Here is a 17,929-nt window from a genome sequence, read left to right as displayed (position 1 = left end):
CGTCTCTCTTCCTGCCCGTCAGCCGATCGCGCAGGCCATGATCTTTTCCTGGGTCGCCTCGTCCCGGCCGAAGCGGCCGGTGATCCGACCGCCCGCCATCACCAGGATGCGGTCCGACAGGCCCAACAACTCCGGCATGTCCGAGGACATCAGCAGGATGCACAGGCCCTTGGCCTTCAGATCGTTGATCAGGCCGTAGATCTCGCGCCGTGCGCCGACATCGACGCCGCGCGTCGGCTCGTCGAGGATCACGATTTTGGGCGACAGCATCAGCGCCTTGGCCAGCGAGATCTTCTGCTGGTTGCCGCCGGACAGCGTCCGCACCTCCGCCCCGATGCCATGCGCCTTGACGGCGAAGGCGGCCATGAAGCGGTCGACGGCCGTCCGCTCGTCGGCCTGGCGGACGACACCGCCGGGGCCGCAGAGCTGCTTGAGCGCCGCCAGCGACATGTTGGTGCGGATCGAATGGCCCTGGATCAGCCCCTCTGCCTTGCGGTCTTCCGGAACATAGGCGATGCCGGCGGCGACGCCGTCGCGGGGATGGCGCAGCCGCACCTCGGCGCCATCGACGCGGACGCTGCCGGCGCGCAGCCGGCTGGCGCCGAAGATCGCCTTGCCCAGTTCGGTCCGCCCGGCGCCCATCAGCCCGGCGAATCCCAGAATCTCGCCACCGGCGGCACTGAAGCTGACATCGTTCACGCCGTCGGCGCTCAATCCCTCCACCGTCAGCCGCTCGGCCCCGGCAGGACAGGGCAGATAGGGATACTGGTCGGTGATCGAGCGGCCCACCATGTGGCGGATCAGGGCCGCCTCGTCGAGATCGGCGACCGCTCCGCGATGGACCATGTGGCCGTCGCGCAGGACCGTGACGCTGTCGCACAGCGCGAAGATTTCGCCCAGCCGGTGCGAGATGTAGACGATGCCCTTGCCGTCGGCCTTCAGGCCGCGGATCACTTCGAACAGGACGGCGGTCTCGACGTCGGTCAGCGCGTCGGTCGGCTCGTCCATGACGATCAGTTCGGCGTTCAGCGACAGGGCGCGGGCGATCTCCACCATCTGCTGCTGCCCGACGCTGAGGCTTCCGACCGGACAGTCCGGATCGATGGTCTGGCGCAGCCGCTCCAGCAGGGCCTTTGCTTCGCGCCGCATGCGGCCGCGGTCGATCAGGCCCAGCCGGTTGCGCGGTTCGCGCCCCAGCCAGATGTTGTCGGCCACCGACAGGTGGGGGAGCAGGTTCAGTTCCTGATGGATCATCGCGATGCCGGCGTCGATGGCCTGCCGCGGCGCGGTGAAGCGCACCGGCTGGCCGCGGAACATCATCGCGCTGGAGCTGTCCGGCTGGAGGATGCCGGTGACGATCCGCATCAGCGTCGATTTGCCGGCGCCATTCTCCCCGATCAGGGCCATGACCTCGCCGGCACGCAGGCGGAAATCCACCCCGTCCAGCACCGTCACGCCGTTAAAGCCTTTGCCGACCCCCTGGAGGTCGAGCAGGAATCCGGATCGGGAATCCATCACGCCCTCTGCGCTCAGAAGGTTACGCCGGAATAGAGAAGGATGTTGGCGTAGGGGCTGCACTCGCCCGTGCGCACGACAGCGGCGGAGGACACGGTCAGCCGCTTGAACTCTTCATGGGGGACTTCCTCCACCGCGATCTGCCGGCCCTGCGCCGCGGCCATGCGGTCCAGCCGCACCGACAGCTGGGCGCGCAGCGACGGATTCACGATAGCCATTTCGCCCGCGATCACCACGCGCTCCACCATCATCTCGTCCGCCACCGCGTCGAGGATCTCGAGGAAGGACGGCAGGCCCGGCGTCACCGCAAGGTCGATCCGCTCCGGTCCGGCCGGAATCGGCAGCCCCGCATCGGCGATGACCAACGCCTGCGTATGGCCAAGCGAGGCGATCGCATGGCTGAGCGGGGCATTGAGAAGGCCAATCCGTTTCATCGCAAAGCGGCTCCAACTGGGCGGGACAGGCCGAAGCTAGCGCCATCGAAACGTTTGCGCAAACGTTTGCGTTGCTGCGCCGCACCAATTCCGCGCGCTTTCGCCGACGGCGCAATGCTGTGCCGTCGTTCCAGGGCATCAAGAAATGCCGGGCTTCAGTGATTTATGCGCCGGGCTTGCCTGCGCGTGTCCGGCCGCCGCTCAGACGGCGTAGGTGCCGTCGAACAGGTCGCCGAGGGCGAAGCGCGTGAGGGCCCGCAGTCGCGCCACCCGTCGATGTTCCTCGCGACCGGTCACGAGGTGGCAGCGACGGCAGAGCCGGTGACTGACCTCAGCGGCCATCCTTGCCGCTGCCGACTGACGGTAGAGACCGACAACGGCACGCGAGTGACGCAGACGGGCGTAGTCGACGACATCCGGCCAGGACGCCTGGTCGCCGTTGGCGTCGATCCACCCGTTGTCGGGCGACAGCCAACGGCCGTCGGGCAGGCAACGAAGCATCTGCCCATGTGGCCGGCCGCAATGGTCACAGCGGAGATCGATGGACGGGCTGGAGTTGTCAGCGCTGTTGACCATGGGATCGAAGACCGTGGATGGCGGGACCGGGCTCGATTCTAGCGAAGGTTCGGGCTCGTGGGAATCCCCTCCGTGCTTGCCGGCGTTTCCCTGATCGGAACCTCCGTCTGGAACACCCGCTTGTCGAAATCGTCGATCAGCACCTCAAGGCGCAACGACCATTGCCCGGCCAGCGGCAGCGTCGTGTCGTCGGCTCCGAAGAAGCCGGGACCGAAGCTCGTCAGGGCATGCCGCAGCGGAGCCACACCCGCCGAAGGAAGCTCCCAATTCATCGTCACCTCACGGGCGGCAACCGGTTTGCCGTCCTCGTTCTGAAGGTGAAGCCGGACGCCGTTGCGCCCAGGACTGGCCGGGCCGACGTCGATGAGGGCGATGAGCCCGCCTTTCACCGTGACGGCGGAAAAGCCGGCCGGCGGCTTCTCCTCGTTTGCATGGAGTGCGCGCGGCGGCGGCGTCAGGGCGAAGGCCGCCGTCAGCAGTAGGGCGGTTCCTGCCGCCGCCATCTCCAGGCCGATGCTCCGCCGCAGGGACCTGACGGCGCGGTCGCCACTCCGGTCACCGTTCCTGTCCAGGGCAGGAGTCAGGAATTGCCGGTTCCACGCTGCCAGTGCGAGCAGCAGCAGGACTGCCAGCATCTTACCCAGCCATAGCCAACCATAGCCGCTGGACAGCACGGCCTGCACCGACTGGAGTTGGATCGCGGACAGAACCATGCCGGCTCCGGCCAGAGCGGCCACGGCACCGATGGCGATGCGCGAGAAGCGGCGCGTCAGCCTCGCGGCCTCGGCCGGGGATTCCAGGCGCAGTGCCATGGACAACGGCCAGAAGGCGCCGACCCAGAAGGCCGCCATCAGCCCGTGCAGGCCGACAAGCGGTGCACTCAGCCAGCGGGGAGGAGCCGTGGCGGCGTGGCCGGTGGCGGCCAGTGAGGCAGCCCCCAGCAACGCCCCCACCACCAGCAGCGCCGGTCCCATCGCAGAGCGGGCCTCGATGGTCAAGCCGCAAGCCGAGCAGAGCAGGGCCAGCAGAGCGATGCCGGCGCTGAGGCCGACGCTGCTCCCCGCCCCGATGCTCCAGGGTGCTGCTGTCGCCAGGGCGGCCAGCGGCTGGCCGGCCAGAGTCGCCCCGGTCACTCCCACCAGCCCCGCCGCCGACAGGCCGGCCACCAGCAGCATCAGGCACAGCGCGGGTTTCAGGCGGTCGTTGAGCGGTGCCCAGCGCCCGGTCACCAGCACCAGGAACAGGCCACCCCCGGTCCCCGCCAGCAGGGCGGCATAGTGCATCGCCCGCAGCAGCAGCCCGGCGAAGGCGGCAGCCCGGGACGGATCGTCCACCGGGGGCGTGCCGGTCGTCGGTGCCGGCGTCACACCGATTCCGAACGTGAATGAACCTGCGACGGGATGGCCGTCCGCGGAGGTGACGCGATAGCTGGCGACGTACAGGCCCTTCGACAGACCCGGCGGCAGGGCGAGGCGGACGCGGTTGTTCTCCGCCAGCGCACCCTGCGGATCGGCCATGTCCTGCCCCTGCCCGTCGAGTAGTTGGATGCGGACCGGAGTGACAGGTTCATTGAACTCCAGCGACAGGGCTGCCGGCGCGGCGTCGAGGCTGGCGCCGTCGGCCGGCACGGACTCCATCAGGACGGCATGGGCCCAGCCGGTCCGCGGCAGGGCAGCGAGGAGCAGCAGGGCGAAGAAGAGGACGGACAGACCCGTAAGCCTGCGACGCGGGCTGGGATGCATGAAGATGCCTCGCTATCGGGAAGGGCGAGGGCCGGAAGAGATGTGGCCAAGGGGGAGGCGGCCAAGGGGCTGCATGCCGCTCAGCCGTCGCGGCAGCCGGCATGCAGCCCGATCTTCCGGCCGGTGCCGGGGCGCCGTCAGTGCTGCTTGGGTTCGGTCAGCTTGAGGCCCGGTGCCGGCTCCCGATAATCGTCCGCCGGTTTGCCGGCTTCGGGGATCTCGATCCAGCGGTGGACGCCCTTCTCGCACTCCTGCACCACCGGGATGTAAAGCATGGTGCCGGCGGGCTGTTTGGGCAGCACGACCTGAAAGACGAACTCGTCGTACCAAGCGTCGGGCAGGCTGCCGCCGGTCCAGGCGATTTCGGTGACGCCCTGGGTGATGCTGCGGCCGTGCGACTCATAAGGCTGGGCGTAGGGGCCTTCCTTGGTCGCCAGGGTCCAGCCCGGCTTCGGCATCGGCTTGGCCAGCACCGCCCCGTCGGGCAGGCGGACGCGGATGGCAGTGGTCGGCGAGCCGTCGCAGCCGTGGCCGACCTTGAGCACCGCCTTGTAATAGCTGCCGGCCGGCGCTTCGCGGGTTTCCAGCGTGACATGCGCAGCGGCGCTGCCGGCGGACAGGGCAAGGCAAAGGGTCCCGGCGGCGAGCGCCAGGGAAATGATGCGGGTCATGGTGCGCTCCTGAACGGAATGATGGTCCGGTGATGACGGGGGAACAGGCCGTCACACCGGCGGAGCGCGGGGATTGAGGCAGGTCAGGAAATGGTCGTCCGGGCGAATGCCGGCGGCAACCGGTGCGGCGACCGGCACGCGATGGACAGCCTGTGGCCGGACGACCGCGGAACCGGGGAGCAGGCCATGGATGCTGAGCACAAGGCAGAAGGCGCAGAGGCTGTCATGATCCATGACGGGATGGCTGGAACCGTCATGGTCTCCGCCAGCCAGCCCTTCGCTGTCCTGTGCATCGGACGGGGTGGTGCCGCAATGGTCGGCCGCCGTCGGAGCGGTCAGGAACCCGGCGGGCAATCCCGCCTGTGCCCGTGCCGCCATGGCCAGATCGGGAACCGCCACCTGGATCAGCAGAGCCAGGACGGCAAGCCAGCCAACCAGCGCGCGGCGCAGCCCGACCGTGCCGGCGGGGGCGCCGATCCGGAGGGAGGCATGCGGGTTGCGCGCGGTCTGGCGGCGGGCCATACGGGGGAGCCGGCTGTTGCGGAAAGCCGTAACCAACCTTCACGCGCAGCCGGGTCCAGTCAAGCCATTCGGCGGTGGCGGGACGATTTGACCACCCTCTCCGATGGTGTGCGGGCGGTCGCCGGCAGCCCGTGCCCTGGGTTGTGCTGTCTCCGCGTGGTCTCGCACCACTCGCGAGACGCCACTCACACAATCAGCTTATCCCATTGTCGCATTCCGCTTCTTCCTGGCCTGTGCTCAGATCGAGCGTGCCTTGCGCAACCCAAGGGAGGAAAAATCATGAAACGGAACAGCCTTATCCCCATTCTGCTGCTGTGCGTGGGATCGTTCGTCACGACAGCGCAGGCCCAGACGGCGCAGACGCTGAAGTTCTGGAACCTGACCACCGAAACCATCACCGAGCTGAAACTCGCCGAACCCGGCACGAACAAGTGGGGCAAGAACCAGACGCTGAACGACAAGGACAAGACGGTCGAGGCCGATGAGCGGCTGAAGCTCAGCGACGTCAAGCCGGGAACCTGGGATGTCAGAATGAAGGACAAGAAGGGACGCACCTGCGTCCTGCGCAATGTCGCCCTGTCGGGGACCGAGGCCTATGCCTTCTCGATCAGCGAAGACGATGTGAAGACATGCGCCCGCAAATGATTGGCCGCCATCCCTGACTGCGGACAGCACCGGGACGATGCCGGACCGGACAGCCGACGGGAAGCGTCGGTGCCGATCCGGCTTCCGCTGAATTGACGGGGCCGGCTCCTGTGAACGGCTCCGTCCGTCCGTTCAGTCCGCGTCCTCGAACGCGAAGGTCTCGGTCTCGTCATCGTAGGTGAACAGCTCGGCATAGCGTGCCCAGCTGGTGACCGCCTTCAGCGTCTCCTCGGCATAGCCCTCGCTCATGAAAGGCGTCAGGTCGGCGCGGATGCGGTTGCTCGGCACGCGCTGCGTCACCGATTCCTTCAGCAGGCCGTGGATGTGGGCAGCAAGCGGCACGTAGCGGATCAGATGCTCCGCGAACAGCCGCTTGCGGTCCTCCAGGCCGGATTCGGCGAACAGCCGGCCGGGCTCGGTCAGGTGGATGTCGCCCTCCGCCACCTCCGCCAGTCCCAGCATCTGCAACGTCTCGGCGATCGGGAACAGGTCGTCGATCTCATGCTGGAGCGCCGCGGCCAGATGCGGCAGGTCCGCCTTGCCATGGTAGGCCGGCGAAGCCAGCGTCTCCAGCAGGCCGGCCAGCAGGTTGGTCGACACATGCTCGAGCGGCACGGCATGGGCCGGCGGCTGCTTGGCCGCCGGCGACGATGCCACCAGGGGCTTGCGCGCGGTCATCCGGCCATAGATGTCGTCCACCATGGCGCGGAACTGCGGGTCCAGACGGTTGCGCGGGTGGGGGATGTCCACCCGGATCTCCGCCGCCACCCTGCCGGGGTTGGAGGAGAAGACCAGGATGCGGTCGCACATCAGCACCGCCTCCTCGATGTTGTGGGTCACCATCAGGATCGACTTGATCGGCAGCCGCCGCTCCATCCACAGGTCGAGCAGGTCGGTGCGCAGAGTCTCCGCCGTCAGCACGTCCAGTGCCGAGAAGGGCTCGTCCATCAGCAGGATTTCCGGATGGACCACCAGCGCGCGGGCGAATCCCACCCGCTGGCGCATGCCGCCGGACAGCTCCTTGGGATAGGCGGATTCGAAGCCGGACAGGCCGATCAGGTCGATGGCCTCCTCGGTCCGTGCCTCGGCCTCCCGAACCGGCACGCCCTTGGCCTTCAGACCGGCCATGACGTTCTCCCACACCGTCAGCCAGGGGAACAGTGCGAAGGTCTGGAAGACCATCGCCACCCCGTCGGCCGGGCCGGCGACCGGTTCGCCATGATGGCGGACGGAGCCGCCGGTCGGCTTGACCAGCCCGGCGACGATGCGCAGCAGAGTCGATTTGCCCGAGCCGGAGCGGCCGAGCAGCCCGACGATCTCGCCGTCGCGCAAGGTCAAATCGACGTTGTCGAGCACGACGTAATCCTGCCCCGACGGCTTGGCATAGGCCTGACGGACGCCGCTCAGTTCGAAGATGGTGGTGTTGCGGGTGTTCAGCATGGCGGGGTCCTCCTCAGGCGAGGCGCAGGCGGCGTTCGGCGAACGCATAGAGCGGACGCCACAGCAGACGGTTGAACAGGATGACGAACAGCGACATGACGGCGATGCCCAGCACGATGCGGGGGTAGTCGCCGGCCTCGGTGGCCTGGGCGATGTAGCTGCCCAAGCCATGGGCGGTCAGCCGGGTGTCGCCCCAGTTCACCGCCTCCGCCACGATGCTGGCGTTCCACGACCCGCCGGACGCGGTGACCGCCCCGGTGACATAGTAGGGGAAGACGCCCGGCAGCATGACGTCGCGCCACCATTGCCAGCCGCGGATGCGGAAATTGGCCGCCGCCTCCTTCAGGTCGCCGGGAAAGGCGGTGGCCCCGGCGATGACGTTGAACAGGATGTACCACTGGGTGCCGAGGATCATCAGCGGGCTGAGCCAGACATCCGGGTTCAGGTCGAAGCGGACGATGGCGATCACCGCCACCGGGAACAGCAGGTTGGCCGGAAAGGCGGCGAGGAACTGGGCCGCCGGCTGGACCTTCTCCGCCAGCCGGGGCCGCAGCCCGATCAGCACGCCCAGCGGTACCCAGACCAGCGTCGCCACCGCGATCAGCACGATCACCCGCAGCAGCGTGGCACCACCGAGCAGAAGCACGGTGCCGACATCGCCCAATTCGACGCCGGAGGAGACGAAGGCGATCATCGACCAGCCGGCCCACAGGCCCGCCACCGCCAGGAGCAGATACCAGACCACGTCGACGGCCTGCGCCGGCACCCGGTCGAGCAGCCCGCCGACCGTCCGCAGGCCGCCCGCCGCACCGCGGCTCGCACCGCCCACCGGCAGGCGAAGCCAGACCAACTGGCCGAGCATCCGCTCGAACGGTGCGAAGACGGCGCGGAAGAAGCGGGTGCGCTGGAACAGGGTGAGCAGCCAGGACTCCGGGACCTCCTGCGCCCCGGTCAGTTCGACCCGGAACTTGTCGGCCCAGGCGACCAGCGGGCGGAACAGCAGCTGGTCATAGGCCAGGATCACCAGCAGCATTGCCAGCACCGCCCAGCCGACGGCGTCCAGCCGCTGCCCGTCGATGGCCTTGGCGAGGTAGGAGCCGATGCCGGGCAGGGTGATGGTGTGGTCGCCGACGGTGATCGCCTCCGACGCGACGACGAAGAACCAGCCGCCGGACATCGACATCATCATGTTCCACACCAGTCCGGGTGCGGCATAGGGCGCTTCCAGCGTCCAGAAGCGCTGCCAGCCGGAAAAGCCGAAGCCGGTCGCCGCCTCGTCCAAGTCGCGCGGGACGGTGCGCAGCGACTGGTAGAAGCTGAAGGCCATGTTCCAGGCCTGGCTGGTGAAGATGGCGAAGATCGCCGCGCATTCGGCTCCCAGCACGCTGCCCGGGAAAAGCCCCAGGAAGAAGACGACGGTGAAGGAGATGTATCCCAGCACCGGCACCGACTGGAGCACGTCCAGCACCGGGATCAGCAGCATGCCGGCCCGCCGGCTCTTGGCCGCCAGCGTGGCATAGGTGAAGGTGAACAGCAGCGAAGCCGCCATCGCCGCCAGCATCCGCAGTGTCGAGCGCAGGGCGTATTCCGGCAGCATCCAGGGGTCCAGCGTGACCGGCACCTCTTCGACGCTGTCGAGCGGCAGGGCCATCTGATGGCCGCCGATGGCGAGCAGGGCCAGCAGGCCGATGACCAGCGGCAGGGCGACGACGTCCCACCGGTTCGGCGCGGCGTCGGCCGCCTTCACCGAGACATTCGTGTTGATCCAGACCATGACTATCCATCCTGCGGTCCCGTCGTGGGACCGGCCGGCAAGGAAAACGGTGGCGGCGCGGCAGAGGCGCCGATGCGGATTTTCAGGAGGAGTGGCGTGGGGTCAGCGACTTGGCGGGCGCAGGTCGCCCGTCACGGAAAAGCACCCGCGCCCATCGGAGCGGCGGCGCATGGAAACCGGGATGGTGAGGAGCTTCACCATGGTCCACCTCTGATCGGCCCGAAGACGACGGGCCGCGGGTGAACCCCTTCAAGAGGTCAGCCCGCGAACGGTGTCGTCAGGGGAATGTGAGTAGATCGACTACTGGGGCTGTCCATCTCTTGCCTTTTCGATCCGGCCGCCGACCCGGCGGGCAGGGCGGACAAGAACGATCATGCGGTGACGATGCCGCCCCTCTACTCCCCTGGCCGGCCAAGGTCAAGAGCGGGAATCGGCTTGCGGCCACCCGTCATCGAATCGTCATGAAACCTGTGTCGGCGGCTGTCGCGGGGCGGTCGGCGGGAAACGCGCAGTCGCTTCAATCCGGTGCGCGCAGCCGGTATCCGACCCCCGTCTCGGTCAGGATGTGATGGGGCCGCTCAGGATCGGGCTCGATCTTCTGCCGCAACTGGCGGATGTAGATCCGCAGATATTGGATGTCGGTTTCACCGCCCCACACCTCCTTGAGGATGAAGCGGTGGGTCAGCACCTTGCCGGCATGCGCCACCAGAAGCCGCAGCAGGTCGTACTCGCGCGGCGACAGCTTCACGTCCTCGCCGCGCACGGTGACGATGCGCCGGACCAGATCGACCGTCAGGTCGCCGCTGCGGAACAGCGGGCGTTCCCCCTGCTGTTGCAGCTTGTGGCGCATGGCCGTGCGGATGCGGGCCAGCAGTTCCTCGACCCCGAAGGGCTTGGTCACATAGTCGTCCGCACCTAGATCGAGCGCCTCGACCTTTCCGGCCTCGTCGACCCGGCTGGACAGCACGATGATCGGCAGGGTCGCGCCGCTTCCGCGCAGGCGGCGGATGACCTCCAGCCCGTCGATGCCCGGCAGCCCGAGATCGAGGACCAGCAGATCGGGGGAGCGCCGCCGCACCTCCTCCAGGGCCTTGGTCCCGTCCTCCGCCTCGACGATGTCGTATCCCTGGGCGGTCAGGCTGGTGCGCAGAAAGCGCCGGATCGGCGGTTCGTCATCGACGACGAGCACGCGCAGCGGGATGGAGTCCGATTTCATGCGGCGGCTTCCTCTTCATATCCGGACATGTCGGCTGCCTTGGGGAGGGTCAGGGTGAAGACGGCGCCGCTCCGGTCGCGGCGGTTGCCGGCCGTGACCGTCCCGCCCATCGCCTCGACGAAGCCCCGGCAGATCGCCAGCCCCAGCCCGGTGCCGGCGCGCTGCCGGTCCTGGGCATGGACACGGTAGAACTTGTCGAAGATGCGCTCCACATCCTCGGGCGGAATGCCGCCTCCCTCGTCCAGCACCTCGATGCGGACGAGGGTGCCATCCTGCCGTCCGCGCACCGTGATCGTCGACCCGGCCGGCGCGTATTTGCCGGCATTGTCGAGCAGGTTGAACAGCGCCTGTTCGATCAATACGGCATCGATGTCCACCATCGGCAGGCCGGCGGCAAGATCGACCTCGACCCGATGGCCGGCGAGGATGCGGGACACCCGCTCCAACGCGCTGCCGACCACCTCGGACAGGTCGACCGCACCTGTGCGCGGCCGGATGGCCCCGGATTCCAGCCGCGTCATGTCCAGCAAATTGGCGATGAAGCGGTTGAGACGCTCCGCCTCCTCCTGGATGGTCGCCGCGAGGTCGCGCCGGTCGTCCTCGTCCATCATCGGTCCATAGCCGACGAGGCTGGTCGCCGAGCCCAGGATGGAGGCCAGCGGCGTGCGCAGGTCATGCGAGATCGAGGTGAGCAGGGCCGAGCGCAACCGTTCGGTTTCCGCCGCCAGCTTGCTGCGGTCGACATCTTCGGCAAGCGTCACCCGTTCGATCGCCAGGGCGGCCTGATCGATCAGCGCGTCGAGAAGCCGGCGCTCATCCGGCGTCAGGTAACCGCCGGTCCGCCCCTTTCCGCCGCCGGTGTCGATGCCGACCACCCCGACGACGCCCCGCCCGGTGCGCATCGGCAGGAACAGCCACTTGGCGCCGGGAAGCGTGTCCGCGCCCTTGCCGGTCGGCCGGTTGTTTTCCCATGCCCAGACCGCCGCGGCCAGATCGGCGTCCTCGATGACGTCCTCCGGCGGATAGCCGGCCCTGACCGCAACACTGCCATTTCCTGGGCCCTTCCCGGCACCATCCCCAGGTCCATTCTCGGGCAGCAGCAGAACGACATGGACCTTCAGCATGGCGGCGATCTGGTAGGCGGTGGCCCACAGCAAATCGTCCATGGTCACCACGCCGGCCAGCTTGCGGCTGAACTGGTAGAGGTCTTCCGTCGTCTTGGCGCGGAGCCTCGCGGTCACCGCCTGGGCGCGGACGCGGGCGGTCAGGTTGCTGGCGATCACCGAGACGACGGCGAAGACCAGCAAGGCGACGATGTTCTCCGGATCGGAAATCGTGAAGGTGTAGAGCGGCGGCAGGAAGAAATAGTTGAAGGCGAGGACGCTGATCACGCTGGCATAGAGCGACGGGGCCAGCCCGCCGGTGACGGCGCTCGCCAGCACGGCGGTCAGGAAGACCAGCGCCATGTTGTTGAGGGCCAGCACCCGGTGTAGGACATGCCCGGCGCCCAGCGCCGCCGCGACATAGCCCGTGCTGGCGACGTAGGGCCACCATGCGAAGGCCCGCTGCCGGGCCGCCTCCGTCCTGACCGTCCTGGCGGGAAGCGGGGTGCCGGAACTGGCGGCGATGACATGCACGCTGATGTCGCCCGCCCGGCGGATCAGGCTGTGCGCCACGGAGCCGTTCAGCAGTTCCGACCAGCGCGGACGGGTGGATTTGGCGATGACGATGTGCGTGACGTTGTTGGTGAGCGCATAGTCGACGACGGTGTCGGCGACATCGCTGCCGGGCAGCGTGACCGCCTCGCCGCCCAACCGCTCCACCAGACGCAGCGTGTCGGCGATGCGGTCGCGGTCGGCCTCGCTCAGGCGCAGCGCCCGGCTCGTCTCGACATGGATGGCGCCCCAGCGGGCGCGCAGCCGCTCGGCCTGACGGCGGGCGTAACGGACCAGGGCGCCGCCGCTGGCGTCCTCGTTGATGCAGACCAGCAGCCGCTCGCCGGCAGCCCAGGGGCCGGAGATGGCATGCGCCTGCATGTGGGTCAGCAGCTGCTCGTCGACGCGGTCGGCGGTGCGCCGCAGCGCAAGCTCGCGGAGTGCCGTCAGGTTTCCGGGCGAGAAATAATGCCGGATCGCCCGCTCGGCCGTGCGCGGGACATAGACCTTGCCCTGCTGGAGGCGCTGGATCAGGTCGTCGGGCGCGATGTCGATGACCTCGATGTCGTCGGCCCGGTCGAGGATCGAATCGGGCACCGTCTCGCGGACGCGGACGCGGGTGATCTTGGCGACGACGTCGTTCAGGCTTTCGACATGCTGGATGTTCAGGGTGGTGTAGACGTCGATGCCGGCAGCCAGCAGCTCCTCGACGTCGAGATACCGCTTCGGATGGCGGCCGCCGTCGGCGTTGGTGTGGGCCAGCTCGTCGACCAGCACGATTTTCGGGCGACGGGCGAGGATGGCGTCCACATCCATCTCGGTCAGGACATGGCCCTTGTGCTCGATGGTGCGGCGCGGAACCACCTCCAGCCCGGCGACCAGCGCCTCCGTCTCGCGCCGTCCGTGGGTTTCGACCACCCCGACGACGATGTCGACGCCATCGCGGCGCTTGGCCTGGGCGGTTTGCAGCATCTCGAAGGTCTTGCCGACGCCGGGGGCGGCCCCAAGAAAGATCTTGAGCCGTCCCTGCGCCTCCTTCGCCGCCTGGCGCAGCAGCGCGTCGGGAGATGGCCGGCCGGCGCGGTCGCCCTGGATGCGGTCGCCCTGTTCGTCGGTCATGGCATCGTCCCTTTCCGCTCCCGCCGCTCCAGATGCGGTCCCAAACCCGGCCTCAAGCCCGGCTATGGATTACTCCGCCGGCCGTTGCGGAGGATAGCCGATTCCGACGGTCCCATTGCACAGCACCGGCCGGCTACTTGCCTCCTGCTGCTTTGCCGGCTGCTTGGTCCAGGGCGAGGTTGAGCGCCAGGACGTTGACGGTCGGCTCGCCCAGGAAACCGAGCGGGCGCGGTTCGGTTGTATCGGCAACCAGCTTGCGTACCGCATCTTCCGTCAGGCCGCGGGCCTTGGCGACGCGAGGCACCTGGAAGTCGGCGGCTGCCGGCGACAGATCGGGGTCGAGACCACTGCCCGATGTGGTCACCAGCTCCACCGGAACCGGGACGCCGGGATTTTCGGCCTTCAGCTTTTCGGCGTCGGCCTGAACGCGGTCGACCAGTGCCTTGCTGGTCGGGCCGAGGTTGGAGCCCATCGAGTTCGCCGCGTTGTAGGGAGACGGCACGGTCTTGGCCGGGTCGGCGGGGTCGGCGCCGGTGGTGGCCGAGGGGCGCGGGTGGAAATAGCCCGCGCCGGTGAAATCCTGCCCGATCAGGCTGGAGCCGACGATTGTCCCGTTCCGTTCGATCAGGCTGCCGTTGGCCTGGTGCGGGAACAGGACTTGCGCGGCGCCGGTGACGGCCAGCGGGTAGGCGAGTCCGGTGATGGCCGTCAGCGCGACGGTCATCACCAGGGCGGGACGCAGATCCTTCAACATGACAGGCTCCTCAAACAAGACCGGCGGCGGTGACGATCAGGTCGATCGCCTTGATGCCGACGAAGGGCACCACGAGGCCGCCAAGGCCGTAGATCAGCAGGTTGCGGCGCAGCAGCGAGGCGGCACCGACGGCGCGATAGCGCACGCCGCGCAGCGCCAGCGGGATCAGCGCCACGATGATCAGCGCGTTGAAGATGATCGCCGACAGGATGGCGCTTTCCGGGCTGTGCAGCCCCATCACGTTCAGCGCCTGGAGCTGCGGGTAGAAAGCGAGGAACATCGCCGGGATGATGGCGAAATACTTCGCCACGTCATTGGCGATGGAGAAGGTGGTGAGCGCGCCGCGGGTCATCAGCAGCTGCTTGCCGATCTCGACGATCTCGATCAGCTTGGTCGGGTCGCTGTCCAGATCGACCATGTTGCCGGCCTCGCGCGCCGCGACGGTGCCGGTGTTCATCGCCACCCCGACATCGGCCTGGGCCAGTGCCGGCGCATCGTTGGTGCCGTCGCCGCACATGGCGACCAGCTTGCCCTTCGCCTGCTCGTCGCGGATCAGCTGGAGCTTGGCTTCGGGCGTCGCCTGGGCGAGGAAATCGTCCACCCCGGCCTCGGCGGCGATGGCGGCAGCGGTCATCGGGTTGTCGCCGGTGATCATCACCGTGCGGATGCCCATCTGGCGCAGGGCGGCGAAGCGTTCGCGGATGCCGCCCTTGACGATGTCCTTCAGGTGGATGATGCCGAGCAGCCGGCCGTCTCGGGCCACCGCCAGCGGCGTGCCGCCGGCCTTGGCCACCCGTTCCGCGATGGCGAGGATTTCCCGCTCCGCCGGGCCGGCGGCCGGGTGCAGCGCGGTGACGCCGCGGCCGCCGGCCACCGCGACGCGCTGCGCCCCGTTCACATGGGCCAGCACCGCGTCCACCGCACCCTTGCGGATCACCGTGCCATCGGTGTCGATGCCGCTGATGCGGGTCTGGGCGGTGAAGGGGACGAAGTAGGCGTGCATCTCCTCCATCCTGCGGGCGCGGATGCCGTATTCCTCCTTGGCGAGCACGACGATGGACCGGCCTTCCGGCGTCTCGTCGGCCAGCGAGGCGAGTTGGGCGGCGTCGGCCAGCTCTTCCTCGCCGACGCCGGCGACCGGCAGGAACTCGGCCGCCTGGCGGTTGCCCAGCGTGATGGTACCGGTCTTGTCGAGCAGCAGCGTATCCACGTCGCCCGCCGCCTCCACCGCCCGGCCTGACATGGCGAGCACGTTGAAGCGGACGAGGCGGTCCATGCCGGCGATGCCGATCGCGGACAGCAGAGCGCCGATGGTGGTCGGGATCAGCGTGACGAACAGCGCCACCAGCACCAGCACGCCGACCGACCCGCCGGCATAGGCGGCGAAGCTGGGGATCGTCGCCACCGCGATGACGAAGACGATGGTCAGCCCGGCCAGCAGGATGTTCAGTGCGATCTCGTTGGGGGTCTTCTGGCGCTGGGCGCCCTCCACCAGCGAGATCATGCGGTCGAGGAAGGTCGAGCCGGGGGCGGCGGTGATCCGGACCTTGATCTGGTCGGACAGCACCTGGGTGCCGCCGGTGACGGCCGAGCGGTCGCCGCCGCTCTCGCGGATGACGGGGGCGGATTCGCCGGTGATGGCGGCCTCGTTGACCGAGGCGACGCCTTCCACCACCTCGCCGTCGGACGGGATGATGTCGCCGGCCTCGACCAGCACGAGGTCGCCGGGCTTGAGATCGGTGGCGGGCACCGTGCGGACGGTGCCGTTCTCCAGCTTCCTGGCGCTGGTCTCGGTGCGGGTCTTGCGCAGGCTGGCGGCCTGGGCCTTGCCGCGCCCTTCCGCCACCGCCTCGGCGAAGTTGGCGAAGATCAGCGTGAACCACAGCCAGACGACGATCTGCACGGCGAAGCCGGAGACCCCGGCGCCCGTGACCGCATCGCGCAGGACCAGCAGGGTGGTGAGCGCCGCCACCACCTCGACGCAGAACATCACCGGGTTGCGGATCATCTGGCGCGGGGAGAGCTTGGCGATGGAGCCGCCGATGGCCGGCACCAGGATGGCGGGATCCAGCAGGGTGCTGGCCGCCGATCTTGCTGGCGTGCGGCCGGACCGTTTGCTTTTGGCATGCATGGGAGCGTTCCCGATCAGAAGAGGGTGCCGGCGGTCATCGCCAGATGCTCGACCACCGGGCCGAGGGCGAGAGCCGGGAAGAAGGTGAGGCCGCCGACGATCAGGATGACGCCGACCAGCAGCCCGACGAACAGCCCGTCATGGGTGGGGAAGGTGCCGGCCGAAACCGGGGCGCGGGCCTTGGACGCCAGGGAGCCGGCAATCGCCATCATCGGCACGATGACCAGGAAGCGGCCGACCAGCATGGCGACGGCCAGCGTGACGTTGTACCAGGGCGTGTTGCCGGTCAGCCCGCCGAAGGCGCTGCCGTTGTTGGCGGCTCCCGAGACATAGGCGTAGAGCGCTTCGGAGAAGCCGTGCGGCCCGGCATTGGCCATCGACGCGGTGCCGGTGTCCAGCACCACCGCGACGGCCGTGAAGCCCAGCATCATCAGCGGCAGGCAGAGGATGGCGAGCATGGTCATCTTGACCTCCTTCGCCTCCAGCTTCTTGCCGAGATATTCCGGGGTGCGGCCGACCATCAGACCGGCGACGAACAGTGCCACGATGGCGAACAGCAGCATGCCGTAGAGGCCGGCGCCGACGCCGCCGACGATGATCTCGCCCAGCATCATGTTGATCATCGGCACCATGCCGCCCAGCGGCATGAAGCTGTCGTGCATGGCGTTCACCGCGCCGCAGGAGGCAGCGGTGGTCACGGTGGCGAAGAGGGCCGTCGCGGCGATACCGAAGCGGGTCTCCTTGCCCTCCATGTTGCCGGCGCTGCCGTCGATGCCCAGCGCGGTGATGGCCGGGTTGGCCTGGGCCTCGGCCCAATAAGCGACGGCGACGCCGGCGACGAACAGCACGCCCATGGCGGCGAGGATCGCCCAGCCTTGGCGCTCGTCGCCGACCATCCGGCCGAACAGGTTGGTCAGTCCGGCGCCCAGCGCGAAGATCGACAGCATCTGGACGAGGTTGGTCAGCGCATTGGGGTTCTCGAAGGGATGGGCGGAGTTGGCGTTGAAGAAGCCGCCGCCGTTGGTCCCCAGCATCTTGATCGCCTCCTGCGAGGCGACGGGACCGAGCGAGATGGTCTGCTTCGCCCCCTCCAGCGTGGTGGCGTCGACGGCGCCCGCCAGCGTCTGCGGCACGCCCTGCCAGACCAGGAACAGCGCATAGACGAGGCACAGCGGCAGCAGGACGTAGAGGGTGCAGCGGGTGAGGTCGACCCAGAAATTGCCGACCGTGCGGGCCGAGGTGCGGGCGAACCCACGAACCAGGGCGACCGCCAGCGCAATGCCGGTGGCGGCCGAGACGTAGTTGTGGAAGGTCAGCCCGGCCATCTGAACCAGATGGCCCATGGTGGTCTCGCCGCCGTAATTCTGCCAGTTGGTGTTGGTGGTGAAGCTGGCCGCGGTGTTGAAGGCGAGATCGGCCGGCACCGCCGCCATGTCCTGCGGGTTCAGCGGCAGGACATCCTGGAGACGTTGCAGGGCATAGAGCAGCAGCATGCCGGCGGCGCTGAACAGCAGCAACGACACGGCGTAGGTCACCCAATGCTGCTCGGTGCGCTCGTCGACGCCGGCCAGACGGTAGAGGGCGCGTTCGACGGGCCCCAGGATGGGGGAGAGCAGCGTGCGCTCGCCGGTGAAGACGCGCGTCATGAAGCCGCCCAGGGGCCGCGTCATCGCGACGACCAGGGCGAGGAAGACCAGGATCTGGATCCAGCCGTTGACGGTCATGGGATGGATCT

At 68.4% G+C, this 17,929-nt stretch carries 14 protein-coding genes; 1 reads left to right on the top strand and 13 read right to left on the bottom strand.

Annotated elements, in window-relative coordinates; genetic code table 11:
* Positions 1-18: 18 nt before the first annotated feature.
* From GBZ48_RS01985 to GBZ48_RS01960, 6 genes are all read right to left on the bottom strand, one after another.
* A complete protein-coding gene (locus GBZ48_RS01985; RefSeq protein ID WP_174469475.1) occupies positions 19-1,515 on the bottom strand; it encodes a sugar ABC transporter ATP-binding protein in 1,497 nt (498 codons plus the stop codon).
* A gap of 14 nt (positions 1,516-1,529) precedes the next feature.
* Entirely contained in the window at positions 1,530-1,949 is a 420-nt protein-coding gene (gene rbsD / locus GBZ48_RS01980) for a D-ribose pyranase (protein WP_174469474.1), read from the bottom strand.
* Between the two features lie 201 nt (positions 1,950-2,150).
* Complete coding sequence (locus GBZ48_RS01975) at positions 2,151-2,525, bottom strand: hypothetical protein (RefSeq protein ID WP_174469473.1); 375 nt, start codon at positions 2,523-2,525, stop codon at positions 2,151-2,153.
* Between the two features lie 38 nt (positions 2,526-2,563).
* A complete protein-coding gene (locus GBZ48_RS01970) occupies positions 2,564-4,267 on the bottom strand; it encodes a copper resistance CopC/CopD family protein (protein ID WP_174469472.1) in 1,704 nt (567 codons plus the stop codon).
* A gap of 137 nt (positions 4,268-4,404) precedes the next feature.
* A complete protein-coding gene (locus GBZ48_RS01965; RefSeq protein WP_174469471.1) occupies positions 4,405-4,938 on the bottom strand; it encodes a YcnI family copper-binding membrane protein in 534 nt (177 codons plus the stop codon).
* A gap of 51 nt (positions 4,939-4,989) precedes the next feature.
* Positions 4,990-5,460 (bottom strand): DUF2946 family protein, encoded by a 471-nt coding sequence (locus tag GBZ48_RS01960; protein ID WP_174469470.1) that lies wholly within the window; start codon positions 5,458-5,460, stop codon positions 4,990-4,992.
* A gap of 279 nt (positions 5,461-5,739) precedes the next feature.
* Between GBZ48_RS01960 and GBZ48_RS01955 the strand changes: the two genes are divergently transcribed.
* Positions 5,740-6,105, top strand: coding sequence for a hypothetical protein (locus tag GBZ48_RS01955; RefSeq protein ID WP_174469469.1), 366 nt, complete (start codon positions 5,740-5,742; stop codon positions 6,103-6,105).
* Positions 6,106-6,237: 132 nt separating this feature from the next.
* Here the strand turns inward: GBZ48_RS01955 and GBZ48_RS01950 are convergent, their stop codons facing one another.
* From GBZ48_RS01950 to kdpA, 7 genes are all read right to left on the bottom strand, one after another.
* The gene (locus tag GBZ48_RS01950; RefSeq protein WP_174469468.1) at positions 6,238-7,545 is read right to left on the bottom strand and encodes an ABC transporter ATP-binding protein; all 1,308 of its coding nucleotides are present in this window, start codon (positions 7,543-7,545) and stop codon (positions 6,238-6,240) included.
* A gap of 13 nt (positions 7,546-7,558) precedes the next feature.
* Entirely contained in the window at positions 7,559-9,319 is a 1,761-nt protein-coding gene (locus GBZ48_RS01945) for an ABC transporter permease (protein WP_174469467.1), read from the bottom strand.
* A gap of 517 nt (positions 9,320-9,836) precedes the next feature.
* On the bottom strand, positions 9,837-10,535 hold the full coding sequence (locus GBZ48_RS01940) for a response regulator (protein ID WP_174469466.1): 699 nt from the start codon (positions 10,533-10,535) through the stop codon (positions 9,837-9,839).
* On the bottom strand, positions 10,532-13,309 hold the full coding sequence (locus tag GBZ48_RS01935) for a sensor histidine kinase (protein WP_174469465.1): 2,778 nt from the start codon (positions 13,307-13,309) through the stop codon (positions 10,532-10,534). Before GBZ48_RS01935 ends, GBZ48_RS01940 begins: the two co-directional genes overlap by 4 nt.
* A gap of 133 nt (positions 13,310-13,442) precedes the next feature.
* Positions 13,443-14,063, bottom strand: a complete 621-nt coding sequence (locus GBZ48_RS01930) for a K(+)-transporting ATPase subunit C (RefSeq protein WP_174469464.1) — start codon at positions 14,061-14,063, stop codon at positions 13,443-13,445.
* A gap of 10 nt (positions 14,064-14,073) precedes the next feature.
* The gene (gene kdpB / locus GBZ48_RS01925; RefSeq protein ID WP_174469463.1) at positions 14,074-16,194 is read right to left on the bottom strand and encodes a potassium-transporting ATPase subunit KdpB; all 2,121 of its coding nucleotides are present in this window, start codon (positions 16,192-16,194) and stop codon (positions 14,074-14,076) included.
* 14 nt (positions 16,195-16,208) lie between these two features.
* Positions 16,209-17,918 (bottom strand): potassium-transporting ATPase subunit KdpA, encoded by a 1,710-nt coding sequence (gene kdpA / locus GBZ48_RS01920; RefSeq protein WP_174469462.1) that lies wholly within the window; start codon positions 17,916-17,918, stop codon positions 16,209-16,211.
* Positions 17,919-17,929: the final 11 nt, after the last annotated feature.

It is taken from the genome of Azospirillum melinis (genome assembly GCF_013340935.1).
Lineage (GTDB): Bacteria > Pseudomonadota > Alphaproteobacteria > Azospirillales > Azospirillaceae > Azospirillum > Azospirillum melinis.
Note: the sequence above shows the minus strand (reverse complement) of the source record. Positions and strands in the feature narration are given on the sequence as shown.

Excerpts from the sequence above, each read along its gene's own strand:
- GBZ48_RS01985 (WP_174469475.1), bottom strand. The coding sequence starts at position 1,515 with ATGGATTCCCGATCCGGATTCCTGCTCGACCTCCAGGGGGTCGGCAAA.
- rbsD (WP_174469474.1), bottom strand. The coding sequence starts at position 1,949 with ATGAAACGGATTGGCCTTCTCAATGCCCCGCTCAGCCATGCGATCGCC.
- GBZ48_RS01975 (WP_174469473.1), bottom strand. The coding sequence starts at position 2,525 with ATGGTCAACAGCGCTGACAACTCCAGCCCGTCCATCGATCTCCGCTGT.
- GBZ48_RS01970 (WP_174469472.1), bottom strand. The coding sequence starts at position 4,267 with ATGCATCCCAGCCCGCGTCGCAGGCTTACGGGTCTGTCCGTCCTCTTC.
- GBZ48_RS01965 (WP_174469471.1), bottom strand. The coding sequence starts at position 4,938 with ATGACCCGCATCATTTCCCTGGCGCTCGCCGCCGGGACCCTTTGCCTT.
- GBZ48_RS01960 (WP_174469470.1), bottom strand. The coding sequence starts at position 5,460 with ATGGCCCGCCGCCAGACCGCGCGCAACCCGCATGCCTCCCTCCGGATC.
- GBZ48_RS01955 (WP_174469469.1), top strand. The coding sequence starts at position 5,740 with ATGAAACGGAACAGCCTTATCCCCATTCTGCTGCTGTGCGTGGGATCG.
- GBZ48_RS01950 (WP_174469468.1), bottom strand. The coding sequence starts at position 7,545 with ATGCTGAACACCCGCAACACCACCATCTTCGAACTGAGCGGCGTCCGT.
- GBZ48_RS01945 (WP_174469467.1), bottom strand. The coding sequence starts at position 9,319 with ATGGTCTGGATCAACACGAATGTCTCGGTGAAGGCGGCCGACGCCGCG.
- GBZ48_RS01940 (WP_174469466.1), bottom strand. The coding sequence starts at position 10,535 with ATGAAATCGGACTCCATCCCGCTGCGCGTGCTCGTCGTCGATGACGAA.
- GBZ48_RS01935 (WP_174469465.1), bottom strand. The coding sequence starts at position 13,309 with ATGACCGACGAACAGGGCGACCGCATCCAGGGCGACCGCGCCGGCCGG.
- GBZ48_RS01930 (WP_174469464.1), bottom strand. The coding sequence starts at position 14,063 with ATGTTGAAGGATCTGCGTCCCGCCCTGGTGATGACCGTCGCGCTGACG.
- kdpB (WP_174469463.1), bottom strand. The coding sequence starts at position 16,194 with ATGCATGCCAAAAGCAAACGGTCCGGCCGCACGCCAGCAAGATCGGCG.
- kdpA (WP_174469462.1), bottom strand. The coding sequence starts at position 17,918 with ATGACCGTCAACGGCTGGATCCAGATCCTGGTCTTCCTCGCCCTGGTC.